The sequence below is a fragment of the Streptomyces sp. NPDC001156 genome (assembly GCF_053598275.1).
Window position 1 is genome coordinate 1 of the sequence record NZ_JBSFJX010000004.1, and the last position, 14,327, is coordinate 14,327.

At 68.6% G+C, this 14,327-nt stretch carries 11 protein-coding genes, 1 tRNA gene and 1 pseudogene; 6 read left to right on the plus strand and 7 right to left on the minus strand.

The window, feature by feature from the left end; translation table 11 throughout:
* Window positions 1–827: pseudogene (locus ACWDA7_RS03235) on the minus strand (hypothetical protein); the annotation flags it as partial.
* A gap of 941 nt (window positions 828–1,768) precedes the next feature.
* Window positions 1,769–1,855, minus strand: a tRNA-Leu gene (locus ACWDA7_RS03240).
* A 709-nt stretch (window positions 1,856–2,564) separates the two neighbouring features.
* On the opposite strand from ACWDA7_RS03240, the gene ACWDA7_RS03245 reads away from it, so the two are divergent.
* The 6 genes from ACWDA7_RS03245 (at window position 2,565) to pknB (ending at window position 10,691) form a co-directional block, all read left to right on the plus strand.
* Window positions 2,565–3,413, plus strand: a complete 849-nt coding sequence (locus ACWDA7_RS03245) for an FhaA domain-containing protein (RefSeq protein WP_450602512.1) — start codon at window positions 2,565–2,567, stop codon at window positions 3,411–3,413.
* 10 nt (window positions 3,414–3,423) lie between these two features.
* A complete protein-coding gene (locus ACWDA7_RS03250; protein WP_450602513.1) occupies window positions 3,424–3,936 on the plus strand; it encodes an FHA domain-containing protein FhaB/FipA in 513 nt (170 codons plus the stop codon).
* 121 nt (window positions 3,937–4,057) lie between these two features.
* Window positions 4,058–5,575: a Stp1/IreP family PP2C-type Ser/Thr phosphatase gene (locus ACWDA7_RS03255; RefSeq protein ID WP_450602514.1), complete on the plus strand. Its 1,518-nt coding sequence runs from the start codon at window positions 4,058–4,060 to the stop codon at window positions 5,573–5,575.
* A gap of 27 nt (window positions 5,576–5,602) precedes the next feature.
* Window positions 5,603–7,048, plus strand: coding sequence for an FtsW/RodA/SpoVE family cell cycle protein (locus tag ACWDA7_RS03260; protein ID WP_450602515.1), 1,446 nt, complete (start codon window positions 5,603–5,605; stop codon window positions 7,046–7,048).
* Entirely contained in the window at window positions 7,045–8,532 is a 1,488-nt protein-coding gene (locus ACWDA7_RS03265) for a peptidoglycan D,D-transpeptidase FtsI family protein (RefSeq protein ID WP_450602516.1), read from the plus strand. The genes ACWDA7_RS03260 and ACWDA7_RS03265 overlap by 4 nt, the downstream gene beginning before the upstream one ends.
* Before the next feature lie 170 nt (window positions 8,533–8,702).
* On the plus strand, window positions 8,703–10,691 hold the full coding sequence (pknB, locus tag ACWDA7_RS03270; RefSeq protein WP_450602517.1) for a Stk1 family PASTA domain-containing Ser/Thr kinase: 1,989 nt from the start codon (window positions 8,703–8,705) through the stop codon (window positions 10,689–10,691).
* Between the two features lie 81 nt (window positions 10,692–10,772).
* Here pknB and ACWDA7_RS03275 read toward each other — a convergent pair whose 3' ends face one another.
* The 5 genes from ACWDA7_RS03275 to ACWDA7_RS03295 form a co-directional block, all read right to left on the minus strand.
* Window positions 10,773–11,495: a class E sortase gene (locus ACWDA7_RS03275; RefSeq protein ID WP_450602642.1), complete on the minus strand. Its 723-nt coding sequence runs from the start codon at window positions 11,493–11,495 to the stop codon at window positions 10,773–10,775.
* 101 nt (window positions 11,496–11,596) lie between these two features.
* Complete coding sequence (locus tag ACWDA7_RS03280) at window positions 11,597–12,781, minus strand: class E sortase (protein ID WP_450602518.1); 1,185 nt, start codon at window positions 12,779–12,781, stop codon at window positions 11,597–11,599.
* Complete coding sequence (locus tag ACWDA7_RS03285; RefSeq protein WP_450602519.1) at window positions 12,778–13,416, minus strand: aminodeoxychorismate/anthranilate synthase component II; 639 nt, start codon at window positions 13,414–13,416, stop codon at window positions 12,778–12,780. Before ACWDA7_RS03285 ends, ACWDA7_RS03280 begins: the two co-directional genes overlap by 4 nt.
* Complete coding sequence (locus tag ACWDA7_RS03290) at window positions 13,413–13,574, minus strand: hypothetical protein (protein WP_359390432.1); 162 nt, start codon at window positions 13,572–13,574, stop codon at window positions 13,413–13,415. Before ACWDA7_RS03290 ends, ACWDA7_RS03285 begins: the two co-directional genes overlap by 4 nt.
* 52 nt (window positions 13,575–13,626) lie before the next feature.
* Window positions 13,627–14,313 carry a class E sortase gene (locus ACWDA7_RS03295; RefSeq protein ID WP_450602520.1) on the minus strand — a complete coding sequence of 229 codons (687 nt, stop codon included), beginning with the start codon at window positions 14,311–14,313 and terminating at the stop codon, window positions 13,627–13,629.
* Window positions 14,314–14,327: the final 14 nt, after the last annotated feature.

Genomic DNA, 14,327 nt, shown 5'->3' on the forward strand with positions numbered 1-14,327 from the left:
GGGGGCGGGAGCTGCCACGGAACCGTGAACGTGTACGCAGCCGGCTCCTGCGTCCGGTTCCCGGCCACATCGACCCCGATGACGTAAAGGGTGTGCACTCCCCAGGACAGGGCGGTCGTCAGAGTGCCGTTGCCCTCCGCGTCGGCGGGAACCCGGGCGGCACCGATGCCCGGTTCCTGGTCCAGGGCGTACTCGAAGTGGTCCAAGCCGCTGGCCTGACAGTCCGGGGCCCCCGCCTCGGCGCACCCGCTGGGCAGGGGATCGCTGGTGGAGCTGAAGCTGAACGTGGTGGGCTGCCCGGCAGCCTTCGTGGGCGTTCCCGGGCTGCCCACCGGAGGGAAGTCCGGGTTGGTGACAACCGGGGTGAGGGGCGGGCTCCCGTCCACCCTGAAGTAGCAGGGCTCGGTCGGGTTCGAGTACGCCGTCCCGTCGTACGTCGACGCGTGCCAGCCGTAAGTGTGCCCGTCCGCCAGGGGCAGCGGGACGTACACGGACTGGACGAGCACGGGCTGCCCGGAGACAGACCCGTCGGCCGCCTGCGAACCGTCCACGTCCCACGCGTGGACGACCCCCTGGTACGTCACCCCGTTCACCGTGGGCCGCGGTACGCCGATGGAGACGGTCATTCCCGCGGGAGGTGGACTGGACACGGTCCGCCAGGTCGGGCTGCTGTCGCTGCCGCAGTCCGCTCCGGCCGGCAATGTGGGCGCCGGCAGTGCCGGGTCGATCGGGGTCTCGTCGGCGGCGGCTGCCGCCGGAAACGCTGCCACGATCGCGCCGGCCAGCAGCAGCGCGAGCCTGCCGCGCTGGTGCGCGGTTCGATTCACAGGTGTCTTCCTTCCGGGCCGTGCCCGTACGTCAGTGCCGAATGCCTGCGCTCTCGCGGGGGCAGCGCCCGGGGGCCAGGTTGCGCGCACGGCGATTGCCAGGGCGGCATGCGTCTCCCCACGCACGCGGCCTTCCACCCCCGCTGCTGCGGTACGGGACCGCAGAGCACCCGGACGCTAACACCGCCTCGGAGGACCCCACCGTCCCTTGATCAACTATTTACGGGGCACCGACGAAACGTCCCGATCAGCGGTTGACATCCTGCCCGTGAAGATCGCTTCCTGCCGCCACCGAGATCATTTCCCACACAGCAGATCACGCCACGTGGACCGCGGAGATCACACTCCAGGGCCCTGTCGTCACATTGGCGCCGGTCGCCCGCAGGGCCGCCCCCGCAGCGTCTGCTGCGGTGCATCGCAAGGCGGAAGTCGTCCTCGTAGTGGGCGAGTCGGACGATTCGACGACGCAGCGAGGTGCCATAACGGCTACGCCAAGAACCCTCTGGCCGAAGGGATCGAGTCCGCGGGTTCCCGCCGCATCCGCGGCATCGCGGCGCCGACAATCCTGCTCGCCTACCAGCTGACCCACGCCAACCGCCGCAAAATCAAGAAGTGGTTGGACACCCTGGCACTGAACAGCGAACGACCACGCCGTCGTACCCATCACCGCCGGAAGACCGAAGAACCGAGGTCCTGGACCCCAGCCGGCTACCTGGTCCCGGCGGCGTAGACCGCGCTGACCGGACCGGCCGCCGAAGTGCAAACATTAGGACAAAGAAGCAGGGCCTCGCCGTGAGATGCTTCACATATCGGTGCCCTGACGACGTCTCAGCTCGAGCCGTGCGATGTCTCACATTTTCGACAGAACCCGGCAGAACAACGAGAAACGGGCCTCGTCGTGACATCTGCCACTGACTGAGACCCGTTTCGTCGGTACCTCGTGGTGCGCGAGGGGGGAGTTGAACCCCCACGCCCTTGCGGGCACTGGAACCTGAATCCAGCGCGTCTGCCTATTCCGCCACCCGCGCATTGGGTGTGTCTTCCGGCTCCTGGCTCCTTAGGGTGCCACCGCCTTCCGACATCCAGAACATTAGCACGCTGGAGAGGGTGGGTTCACATCCCTTTCCCGCAGGCCCCCTGGCACCGGACACCATGGCCCGCCCGGCCCGGCCCCGCGTGGAGGCGGACCCATCGGGCGCCTACCCGGCCGTCGCCTCGCACCCTCCGCCCTTCGCCCTGAGCGGCCCGCACCCCGTCCCCGTCCGCTCCGCCGTGCGACACCGGACGGCCCGCGGCCGGCGCCGTCCGCGGACCCGCGGGAGGACCCGTCACCTCCGTGACCGATGGCACTCCCGAACGCGGCCGACCGTCCACTTCCCGGGCCGGCCGGCCCATATCCCCCACGGCGTCCCACAACGTCTCAACGCGACTCTGTTCACGTATCAACCTCGTACCGGTCCCACCCATCTATCCAGGAGGGGACAGGGTCCACAGTCAGGTGCGGGACACTGGTCTACAGCCACCTCTACGATCCATGCCAGGACTACTCCGCGCCGTACGTGCAAGGAGTACGTCCGGGACTGGTTCGAAGAGGTCGTCCCACGGGAACTCCCGAGGCGTCGGCATCGTCGACAGGGCCGTTAGGGGGAACCAGCCGATTTTCCGGCGCGTGGATACGATCAGTAAGCAGTACCAGGTAAGCAGGACGCAGGACGGCAACGACGGAGGAGGTGCCCCATGGGAGTCCTGAAGAAGTTCGAGCAACGTCTCGAAGGTCTGGTCAACGGCACCTTCGCCAAGGTGTTCAAGTCCGAGGTCCAGCCCGTGGAGATCGCCGGTGCGCTGCAGCGGGAGTGCGACAACAACGCGACCATCTGGAACCGCGACCGGACCGTCGTCCCCAACGACTTCATCGTGGAGCTGAGCACGCCGGACTACGAGCGCCTCAGCCCCTACTCCGGCCAGCTCGGCGACGAGCTCGCCGGCATGGTGCGGGACTACGCCAAGCAGCAGCGGTACACGTTCATGGGCCCGATCAAGGTCCACCTGGAGAAGGCCGACGACCTCGACACCGGTCTGTACCGGGTGCGCAGCCGAACGCTCGCCTCCTCCACGGACCAGCAGGCGCCCGCGGCCGCCCCGGCCGGACGGCAGGGCCCTGGTGGGTACGGCTACCCGCAGCCCGCGGCTCCCGCGGGAGTGCCCCCGATGCCGTCCGCGCCGCCGCCCGGCGGGCGCGGCGGCGGATACGGCTACCCGCATCCCGCGGGCCAGCGCCCTGGTGCCGCCCCGGCCTCCGGCGGGCGCACCCGCTACTGGATCGAGATCAACGGCGCCCGCCATCAGATCTCCCGTGCGACGCTCGTGCTGGGCCGCAGCACCGACGCCGACGTGCGGATCGACGACCCCGGCGTCTCGCGCCGGCACTGTGAGATCCGGACCGGAACGCCCTCGACGATCCAGGATCTCGGGTCCACCAACGGCATCGTGGTGGACGGGCAGCACACCACCCGCGCTACGCTCCGCGACGGCTCGCGGATCGTCGTGGGCAGCACCACCATCATTTACCGGCAAGCCGAAGGGTGAAGCGGGGGCAATGTCAGAGCTGACCCTCACGGTCATGCGGCTGGGTTTCCTGGCCGTACTGTGGCTGTTCGTGATCGTGGCCGTGCAGGTCATCCGCAGCGACCTGTTCGGTACGCGTGTCACACAGCGCGGCTCGCGCCGGGACGGCGGACGGCCCCAGCAGGCCGCCCGCCAGACGGCGCCCCCGCCACAGCGCCAGCAGCCCAGCGGCGGCCGGCAGCGCCGTGGTGCCCCCACCAAGCTGGTCGTCTCCGAGGGTTCCCTGACCGGTACGACAGTCGCGCTGCAGGGCCAGACGATCACGCTCGGCCGCGCCCACGACAGCACGATCGTGCTGGACGACGACTACGCTTCCAGTCGGCACGCCAGGATCTACCCCGACCGGGATGGTCAGTGGATCGTCGAGGACCTCGGGTCCACCAACGGCACCTATCTGGACCGGGCCCGGTTGACGACTCCCACACCGATTCCGCTGGGCGCGCCGATCCGCATCGGCAAGACCGTCATCGAGCTGCGGAAGTAGTACGAAAAATGAGCGAGCGGAGCGAGCACGCAGCGGTGGCCCACACCACGGGCCCCGGCGCGCTCCCGACCGGAGGGTGGGCACCGTGCGGATGTACCCGGAGCCGACAGGCGAGGTGCGCATGAGTCTGTCACTGCGCTTCGCCGCCGGATCGCACAAAGGCATGATCCGCGAGGGCAACGAGGACTCCGGCTACGCCGGACCGCGCCTGCTCGCGATCGCCGACGGAATGGGCGGCCAGGCCGCCGGTGAGGTCGCCTCCTCCGAGGTGATCTCCACCATCGTCGCGCTCGACGACGACATCCCCGGCTCCGACATCCTCACCTCGCTCGGCGCGGCGGTGCAGCGCGCCAACGACCAGCTGCGCGCCATGGTGGAGGAGGACCCGCAGCTCGAGGGCATGGGGACGACGCTCACCGCCCTGCTGTGGACCGGTCAGCGGCTCGGCCTCGTCCACGTCGGCGACTCGCGCGCGTATCTGCTGCGGGACGGCGTCCTGACGCAGATCACCCAGGACCACACCTGGGTGCAGCGGCTCGTCGACGAGGGCCGCATCACGGAGGAAGAGGCCACCACCCACCCGCAGCGCTCCCTCCTGATGCGCGCGCTGGGCAGCGGCGACCATGTCGAGCCCGACCTGTCCGTCCGTGAGGTGCGGGCCGGCGACCGGTACCTGATCTGCTCCGACGGGCTGTCCGGGGTGGTCTCCCACCAGACGATGGAGGAGACCCTCGCCAGCTACCAGGGCCCCCAGGAGACCGTGCAGGAGCTGATCCAGCTCGCGCTACGCGGCGGCGGCCCCGACAACATCACGGTCATCGTGGCCGACGTCCTCGACCTGGACACCGGGGACACCCTCGCGGCGCAGCTCTCCGACACCCCGATCGTGGTGGGCGCGGTCGCCGAGAACCAGCATCATCTGCACGACAACGGCATCATGCAGACGCCCGCCGGCCGCGCCTCCGGCCTCGGCCGCCAGGTGCCCGGGCAGGGCGGCGGCCAGTTCGGGCCGCCCGGCAGCGGCGACACCACCGGCTACGTCCCGGCGGGCAGCTTCGACGACTACACCGACGAGGACTTCGTCAAGCCGCGCAAGGGCCGCAAGTGGCTGAAGAGATCCTTCTACACGGTCCTCGCGCTCGGCATCCTCGGCGGCGGGTCCTACGGCGCCTACCAGTGGACGCAGACGCAGTACTACGTCGGCGCCAACGGCGAGCATGTCGCGCTGTACCGCGGCATCAGCCAGGACCTGGCGTGGGTGTCGCTGTCGAAGGTCGAGAAGGACCACCCCGAGATCGAACTCAAGTACCTGCCGCCGTACCAGCAGAAGCAGGTCAAGGCGACCATCGCCGAGGGCGGTCTCCCGGCGGCCCAGTCGAAGGTGTCCGAACTGGCCGTGCAGGCGTCCGCGTGCAAGAAGGAGAACGAGCGCCAGCAGGCCGAGAGTGCGAGCGGCGCCAAGGCCGGCAAGGGCGGGGACACCACGGGAACCACGACCACCTCCCTGACGTCCAAGGCCACGCCGACTCCGAATCCCTCGGCCTCGGCGACCAAGACCCCAACCGCACCCACACCCACACCCGGCCCCACCCTCTCGGAGGAAGAGCAGAAGGTCGTCTCACTGTGCGGTAAGCAGTAAGCAAGCCGTGAGGGGCCCTGTCACACCATGAGCAGCAGTACGAACACGTCGACCCACCACACGTCCACGATCGGCTCGATCGGGGCGCCGAGCCGGCGCAACACCGAACTGGCGCTGCTGATCTTCGCCGTCGCCATCCCGGTGTTCGCCTACGCCAACGTAGGCCTGGCCATCAACGGTTCGGTGCCCGCCGGACTGCTCAGCTACGGCATCGGCCTGGGTCTGCTGGCCGGGGTCGGCCACCTCGTCGTCCGCAAGTTCGCGCCGTACGCGGACCCGTTGCTGCTGCCGCTGGCCACGCTGCTCAACGGACTCGGCCTGGTCGTCATCTGGCGGCTCGACCAGTCCAAGCTGCTGCAGTCGATCCACGTGGCCGGGGGCAAGGCGACCAACCAGCTGATCTACACGGCGATGGGCATCGCGCTCTTCGTCGGCGTACTGGTCTTCCTCAAGGACCACCGGGTCCTGCAGCGCTACACCTACATCTCCATGGTCGTCGCGCTGGTCCTGCTGCTGCTCCCGCTGGTCCCGGGCCTCGGTGCCAACGTCTACGGCGCCAAGATCTGGATCCAGGTGGGCAGCTTCACCATCCAGCCCGGTGAGTTCGCCAAGATCGTGCTGGCGGTGTTCTTCGCCGGGTACCTGATGGTGAAGCGTGACGCGCTGGCCCTGGCCAGCCGCCGTTTCATGGGGCTCTACCTGCCGCGCGGCCGTGACCTCGGCCCGATCCTGGTCGTCTGGGCGATCTCGATCCTCATCCTGGTCTTCGAGACCGACCTCGGCACATCGCTGCTGTTCTTCGGAATGTTCGTCATCATGCTGTACGTCGCCACCGAGCGGACCAGCTGGATCGTCTTCGGTCTGCTGATGTCCGCGGTGGGCGCCGTCGGCGTCGCGAGCTTCGAGCCGCACATCCAGACGCGTGTGCAGGCCTGGCTCGACCCCTTTCACGAGTACCAGCTCAGCCGCGCCGGGACCCAGGACGGCATCGTCCACTCCGAGCAGGCCATGCAGGCCTTGTGGGCGTTCGGCTCCGGCGGCACCCTCGGCAGCGGCCTGGGCCAGGGCCACTCCGACCTGATCCGCTTCGCCGCGAACTCCGACTTCATCCTGGCCACGTTCGGCGAGGAGCTGGGGCTGGCGGGCATCATGGCGATCCTGCTGATCTACGGCCTCATCGTGGAGCGCGGCGTCCGCACCGCCCTCGCGGCCCGCGACCCGTTCGGCAAGCTGCTCGCCGTGGGTCTCTCCGGCGCCTTCGCGCTGCAGGTCTTCGTCGTCGCCGGCGGGGTGATGGGCCTCATCCCGCTGACCGGTATGACCATGCCCTTCCTCGCGTACGGCGGTTCGTCCGTCATCGCCAACTGGGCACTGATCGGCATCCTGATCCGCATCAGCGACACCGCGCGCCGTCCCGCACCGTCCCCCGCACCGAACCCCGACGCCGAGATGACCCAGGTGGTCCGCCCGTGAACAAGCCCCTGCGCCGGATCGCGATCTTCTGCGGGCTGCTCGTCCTCGCGCTGCTCATCCGCGACAACTGGCTCCAGTACGTCCAGGCCGACAAGCTGCGCACCGACCCGGACAACCGCCGTGTCCTGATCGCCCGGTACTCCAAGCCCCGCGGCGACATAATCGTCGACGGCAACCCGATCACCGGGTCCAAGAAGACGTCCACCGACAGCCTCAACGACTTCGCGTACAAGCGGACGTACAAGGACGGCCCGATGTGGGCGCCGGTCACCGGCTACGCGTCCCAGGCGTTCGGCGCCACGCAGCTGGAGTCCATCGAGGACGGCATCCTCACCGGTGACGACGACCGGCTGTTCTTCCGCAACACGCTCAACATGCTGACGGGCAAGGAGCAGGAGGGCGGCAACGTCGTCACCACGCTGAACGGGGCCGCGCAGAAGGCCGCGTTCGACGGGCTCAAGAACGTCGGCGGCAAGGGCGCCGCGGTGGCGCTCGACCCGCAGACCGGGGCGATCCTGGCGCTGGCCTCCTACCCGTCGTACGACCCGTCGTCGTTCGCGGGCAACTCCACCTCGGTGGACTCCAAGGCCTGGACGGGACTGCAGAAGAAGAACAACCCGAGCGACCCGATGCTGAACCGGGCGCTGCGCGAGACCTACCCGCCGGGCTCCACCTTCAAGGTGGTCACCGCGGCCGCCGCGCTGGAGAACGGGCTGTACTCCGACGCCGACCAGAAGACCAACTCGCCGCTGCCCTTCATTCTGCCGAACACCAGGACCGAGCTGAAGAACGAGGGGAACATCCCCTGCAAGGACGCGACCATGCGGATCGCGCTGCAGTTCTCCTGCAACACGGTCTTCGGCAAGATCGGCGCGGACCTCGGCAAGGACAAGATGCTGGCGGAGGCGAAGAAGTTCGGGTTCGACTCCGAGCAGTTCACGCCGGTGCGCGCCAACGCCTCCAACTTCCCGGAGAAGATGGACGCGCCGCAGACCGCGCTCAGCTCGATCGGCCAGTTCGAGACCGCCGCGACGCCGCTGCAGATGGCGATGGTCGCCTCGGCGGTCGCCAACGACGGCAAGCTGATGAAGCCGTACATGGTCGACAAGCTGGAGGCGTCGAGCATCGACACCCTGGTGCAGACCCAGCCGCAGGAGCTGAGCCGGCCGCTGTCCGAGAAGAACGCCCAGATCCTTCAGTCGATGATGGAGACGGTCGTCCAGAAGGGCACCGGTACCAATGCGCGGATCCCGGGCGCCACGGTGGGCGGTAAGACCGGTACCGCCCAGCACGGTCTGAACAACAGCGAGAAGCCGTACGCCTGGTTCATCTCGTACGCCAAGCTCAGTGACGGCAGCTCACCGGTGGCCGTCGCCGTGGTCGTCGAGGACGACAAGGCCAACCGCGACGACATCTCCGGTGGCGGCCTCGCCGCTCCCATCGCGAAGAACGTCATGGAGGCGGTCATCAACAGCAAGAAGTGACCCCCGTCACGTTCCCTTCACATCGGTGCACGTTGCGATACCGGTCCTGTATCGGGTGGCGGATGTGACCAGGTCACTCACAGCGAGCCGGGTACCGTATGCCCGGACAGCACACCGCCGGATCACACGCGGGTGTGGTCGGGACCGACGGAGAGGGCTGGTAGGAAGCTATGGAAGAGCCGCGTCGCCTCGGCGGCCGGTACGAGCTGGGCCAGGTGCTCGGCCGTGGTGGCATGGCCGAGGTCTACCTCGCGCATGACACCCGGCTCGGCCGCACCGTGGCGGTGAAGACGCTGCGGGCGGACCTCGCACGCGATCCGTCGTTCCAGGCCCGGTTCCGCCGGGAGGCCCAGTCGGCCGCCTCGCTCAACCATCCCGCGATCGTCGCGGTGTACGACACGGGCGAGGACTACATCGACGGGGTCTCGATCCCGTACATCGTGATGGAGTACGTCGACGGGTCCACACTGCGTGAGCTTCTTCACAGCGGCCGCAAGCTGCTGCCGGAGCGGGCCATGGAGATGACCATCGGCATCCTCCAGGGCCTCGAGTACGCCCATCGCAACGGCATCGTCCACCGTGACATCAAGCCCGCGAACGTCATGCTGACGCGCAACGGCCAGGTCAAGGTGATGGACTTCGGCATCGCCCGCGCCATGGGCGACTCCGGTATGACGATGACGCAGACGGCCGCGGTGATCGGTACGGCCCAGTACCTCTCGCCGGAGCAGGCGAAGGGCGAGCAGGTCGACTCCCGGTCGGACCTGTATTCGACGGGTTGCCTGCTCTACGAGCTGCTGACCGTCCGCCCGCCGTTCGTGGGCGACTCCCCGGTCGCCGTCGCCTACCAGCACGTCCGCGAGGAACCCCAGCCGCCGAGCGTCTTCGACCCGGAGATCACGCCGGCGATGGACGCGATCGTGCTGCGGGCGCTGGTCAAGGACCCGGACTACCGCTACCAGAGCGCCGACGAGATGCGGCAGGACATCGAGGCGTGCCTCGACGGCCAGCCGGTCGCGGCGACGGCCGCGCTGGGCGCGGTCGGCTACGGCGGCTATCCCGACGACCAGCCGACGACGGCCCTGCGCTCCGACCCGGCCGGCGGCGCCACGACCATGCTGCCGCCCATGAACCCGGACGACGGCGGCTTCGGCTACGAGGACCGCCCCGACCGCCGCCGCCAGAAGAAGTCGAACACCTCGACGATCCTGCTCGTCGTCGCGGGTGTGCTGGTCCTGATCGGCGCGATCCTCATCGGCAAGTGGATGTTCAGCGGCGGGGGCGTGGGCAACGACAAGGTGGCCACGCCCAACTTCGTCGGCCAGTCCAAGGCCGATGCGCAGCAACTGGCGAACAACGCCGAGCTGAAGCTGTCCTTCTCGCAGAAGCCCTGTGAGGACCAGAAGAAGGGCAACATCTGCCACCAAGACCCCACGCCGAACACCGAGGTCGAGAAGAACTCCACGGTCGACCTGGTGGTCTCCACGGGCGCGCCCAAGGTGGCGGTGCCCAACGTGATCAGCAAGGACGTGAACCCGGCCACGCAGCAGCTCGAGAGCAAGGGCTTCCAGGTCAAGACCAAGCAGACGGAGTCCAGTCAGGCCGCGGGCACGGTCCTCAGCCAGAACCCCGACCCGGGTACCGAGCTGGAAAAGGGCTCGACGGTGACCCTCGAGGTCGCCAAGGCGGCGGAGACGGCGACCGTGCCCGATGTGACGGGCCAGACCTGTGACCAGGCCAAGCAGCAGATTCAGGCGAACAACCTGACGCCGGGCGACTGCACCGACGTGGACACCGCCGACCCGAACCTGATCGGCAAGGTCGTCCAGACCTCTCCGGCGAAGGGCAGCACGGTCAAGAAGGGCACCACGGTCGCGATCCAGATCGGCAGGCAGGCCCAGAACGAGCAGACGACGGTTCCGAACATCCAGGGCCAGAAGCTCAAGGACGTCAAGCAGATGCTGCAGGACGCGGGCCTGCAGGTCGGCCAGATCTCCGGCGCCCAGGACGACAACGCCACGGTCGTCGGCTCGAACCCGGCCCCGGGCCAGCAGGTCCAGAAGGGCACCGCGGTGAACCTCGTCGCCATCGACCAGGGCGGCAACGGGAACAACGGCGGCACGAACTTCTTCGGTGGAATCACCGGCAGGAGGAACTGACCCGCCCGGTACGACGACTGAGCCCCGGCTCCCTCGCGAGGGGGCCGGGGCTCAGTCGTGTGTCCGGGGGAAGTACGGCGCTCAGCCCAGTTCCTTCGGCGGGGTCCGCTTGCTGTCGACCTTCTGCACGCGCTCCAGTTCGCCCCACACGATGTAGCGGTACTCCGACGTGTAGACCGGAGTGCACGTCGTCAGGGTGATGTAGTGGCCCGGCTTCTTCACGCCCGCCTGCTTGGGGACGGCGCCGAGGACCTTCACGTCGTACTTCGACGTCTGCGGCAGGATCGAGAAGACCTTGTAGACGTACCAGTTGTCCTTCGTCTCGAAGACGATCGGGTCGCCCTTCCTCACCTTGTCGATGTTGTGGAACTTCGCCCCGTGTCCGTCGCGGTGCGCGGCCAGCGCGAAGTTGCCGGTCTTGCCCGTCATCGGCAGCGTCGCCTTGACGGGGTCGATGTAGTAGCCGGCGACGCCGTTGTTCAGGACGTCCGTCGACGTGCCCTTCTCGACCAGCACATCGCCGTTCTTCATCGACGGCACGTGCAGGAAGCCGATGCCGTCCTTGGTGTCCAGCGCACCCGGCCCGGCGTCCTTCCCGGCCGCCCAGTGGTCGCGCACCTTGTTGCCCTGCTGGTCGGCCTTGCGGTCCGCCAGCACGTTCGTCCACCACAGCGAGTACACGACGAACAGGCCGAGGACCAGGCCCGCCGTGATGAGCAGTTCTCCGAAGACGCTGACGGCCGCGGCCACCCTGCCGCGCCCGTCCTGCCGCGGTCCGGACGGGAAGCCGGCGCCCGGCGACATCGCGCCGGTCTGCTCGTCCTGGTCGGTCGTCACTCCCACTGCATCTGCCCCGTCTTTTCCACGTGCCTGTGAGCCCGCGTGCCCTGCCGAGTCCGCGTGTCCTACGAAATGAGCGCGTCCGGCTTGCCCTTGCTGCGCGGCCGTTCCTCGACCATCTTGCCCCACACGATCAACCGGTACGTGCTGGTGAACTCCGGAGTACAGGTGGTCAGCGTGATGTAGCGGCCCGGCTGCGTGAAACCGGAGCCCTTCGGTACGGGGGCGAGGACGCCGGTGTTCGAGGGCGACGTCACCGGAAGGGTGGACGTCATCTTGTAGACGTAGTACGCGTCCTGCGTCTCCACCACGATCGAGTCACCCGGCCGCAGGCGGTTGATGTACCGGAACGGCTCGCCGTGTGTGTTCCGGTGTCCCGCGAGCCCGAAGTTGCCCGTCTTGGCGTCCGGCATCGCCGTCTTCAGGCTGCCCTCGCCGTAGTGCCCGACCATGCCCTTGTCGAGCACCTTCGTCTTGCTGGTGCCCTCCGCGATCGGCGCGACCACGTCCAGCTTCGGGATGTGCAACAGGGCGAAGCCCTGCCCGGGCGCGAACTCGCCCGGTTCCCGCTTGCCGGTGGCCCAGTCCTGTTGCAGGTGCTGCGCGGTGCTGCCCGCCTCCTGGTGCGCCCGCACATTCGACCACCACAGCTGGTACGTCACGAACAGCAGCATCACCACACCGGTAGTGATGAACAGCTCGCCCACCACACGGCTCACCAGAACGCCCGTGCTGGGCTTCTGGGCCCGTGCGGCCCGCCGGGCCTCCAGACGGGATCTGGGGGCCTCTGCGGGCGTCCCAGCGGCCGTCTCGGCCGTCTCGGCCGTCTGGGGACCGTTCCCACGTCGTCCGTGCCGCCGCGCCGCCTTGCGCCGCGCGGCGCGGCCGCCGGACGGGAGTGCGTCACCGGCGCCACCGATGCGGTCCGCGGCCCGCCGGGCCTCCTCCATGTCCGCGGAGCGCAGCGCGACCGTCTCACTGTCCACGGGCGCCGGTGCGCCGTAGGAGGGGGCGCTCACGGGCTCGCCGTAGGAGGGCGGGGCCCCGGTGGGGTCGTACGCCTGCTGGGGCGCCTGCTGCCCGTACGACGGGTCCGCGTACGCCTGGTCGCCGTAGCCCGCGCTGCCGTGCCACTCCTGCCCCTGCCACGCTCCGGCGTCCCCGTACGGCTGCTGCGCGTACGGGGGTCCCGGTTCCGCGGCGCCGCCGTAGGGGGCGCCGGTCTCGCGCTCGGGGCGCAGGGCGGTCACGCCGTGGCCCTGCCCACCACCGGGGCGAGCCCCGTCGATCTCGCCACGGCTCCCTGGTCACCGCACTCCACCAGCCAGTTGGCCAGCATCCGGTGGCCGTGCTCGGTCAGCACCGACTCGGGATGGAACTGCACGCCCTCCACAGGGAGTTCGCGGTGCCTGAGACCCATGATGATCCCGTCGTGGGTGCGCGCCGTGACCTCCAGCTCGTCCGGCACCGTCTCCGGCTCGGCGGCCAGGGAGTGGTAGCGGGTCGCGGTGAAGGGGGACGGCAGCCCGGCGAAGACACCCTTGCCCTCATGCTCGACCAGCGAGGTCTTGCCGTGCAGGAGTTCCGGCGCACGGTCGACGACACCGCCGTAGGCCACCTGCATCGACTGCATTCCCAGGCAGACACCGAAGACGGGGACGCCGGTCGCGGCACAGTGCCGCACCATCTCCACGCAGACACCCGCCTGCTCAGGGGTGCCGGGGCCGGGGGACAACAGCACGCCGTCGAAGCCGTCCTGGGCGTGTCCCGTCGAGACCTCGTCGTTGCGCAGCACCTCGCACTCGGCGCCCAGCTGGTACAGGTACTGCACCAGGTTGAAGACGAAGCTGTCGTAGTTGTCGACGACGAGGATGCGGGCGCTCACTGGTTGTCCACCGTCACATCGTTGAAGGGCAACAGCGGTTCTGCCCACGGGAAGACGTATTGGAACAGGGCGTAGACCACAGCCAGGACCAGCACGAGGGAGATCAGTGCCTTCAGCCATGCGTTGCCCGGCAGATGCCGCCAGATCCAGCCGTACATGCCGTCCCTTCCGTCTCTCCACGGCACCAGACTCACGCCGTACGCCACCAGACTAACGGCGCAGAGCCGCCGGTTTCCCTGCCTCCACAGGCTGTGTGGAATCGAGGTGCGCCCAGACGATCAGCCGGTGACTGTGCCCCCATTCGGGATCGCACGTGGTCAGCGTCAGATACCGGCCCGGACGCTTGTAACCCGATTTACGTGGTACAGGGTCGATTACTTCAACGTCCGTGGGCACGGTTTTGTATGGGCCTTTGTCGATCCGATACGTGAACCAGGTTGTGCCGTCGGTGAGGACGACGGCGTCACCGGACCGCAGCCTGGGGAAGTCCTTGAAGGGGTCGCCGTAGGTGCGCCGGTGGCCGGCGACCGCGAAGTTGCCCTCCTGGCCGAGCTGGGCCGAGCCCGTGTAGTGGCCGAGCCCCTTCTTCAGGGTGTCCACGGCCGTGTCCTCGAGCACGGGCTTGTTCCACGTGAAACCGAGCCGTGGGATGTACATGACGGCGAACGGCCGGCCGGGGACGTACGGCGCCGGTTTCCGCGGGCTCGCCGGGCCGCCGGCCGCCGTCGTCGGCCGCACCGTCCCCGTCGACCACTGCCGTAGCAACTGGTCGACCTGCTCGTTCATCGCACTGTCGGCCTTCACACCGGTCCAGAACAGCACATAGACGACGAAGAGGACGATGAGGGTGCCGGCGGTGATGCACAGTTCGCTGACGGTCCGGACGATCACGCGCACCGACACAGGTTTCC

Coding starts and splice junctions, on each gene's coding strand:
- ACWDA7_RS03290 (WP_359390432.1), bottom strand. CDS start 13,574: ATGTACGGCTGGATCTGGCGGCATCTGCCGGGCAACGCATGGCTGAAG.
- ACWDA7_RS03250 (WP_450602513.1), top strand. CDS start 3,424: ATGTCAGAGCTGACCCTCACGGTCATGCGGCTGGGTTTCCTGGCCGTA.
- ACWDA7_RS03255 (WP_450602514.1), top strand. CDS start 4,058: ATGAGTCTGTCACTGCGCTTCGCCGCCGGATCGCACAAAGGCATGATC.
- ACWDA7_RS03260 (WP_450602515.1), top strand. CDS start 5,603: ATGAGCAGCAGTACGAACACGTCGACCCACCACACGTCCACGATCGGC.
- ACWDA7_RS03245 (WP_450602512.1), top strand. CDS start 2,565: ATGGGAGTCCTGAAGAAGTTCGAGCAACGTCTCGAAGGTCTGGTCAAC.
- pknB (WP_450602517.1), top strand. CDS start 8,703: ATGGAAGAGCCGCGTCGCCTCGGCGGCCGGTACGAGCTGGGCCAGGTG.
- ACWDA7_RS03275 (WP_450602642.1), bottom strand. CDS start 11,495: ATGTCGCCGGGCGCCGGCTTCCCGTCCGGACCGCGGCAGGACGGGCGC.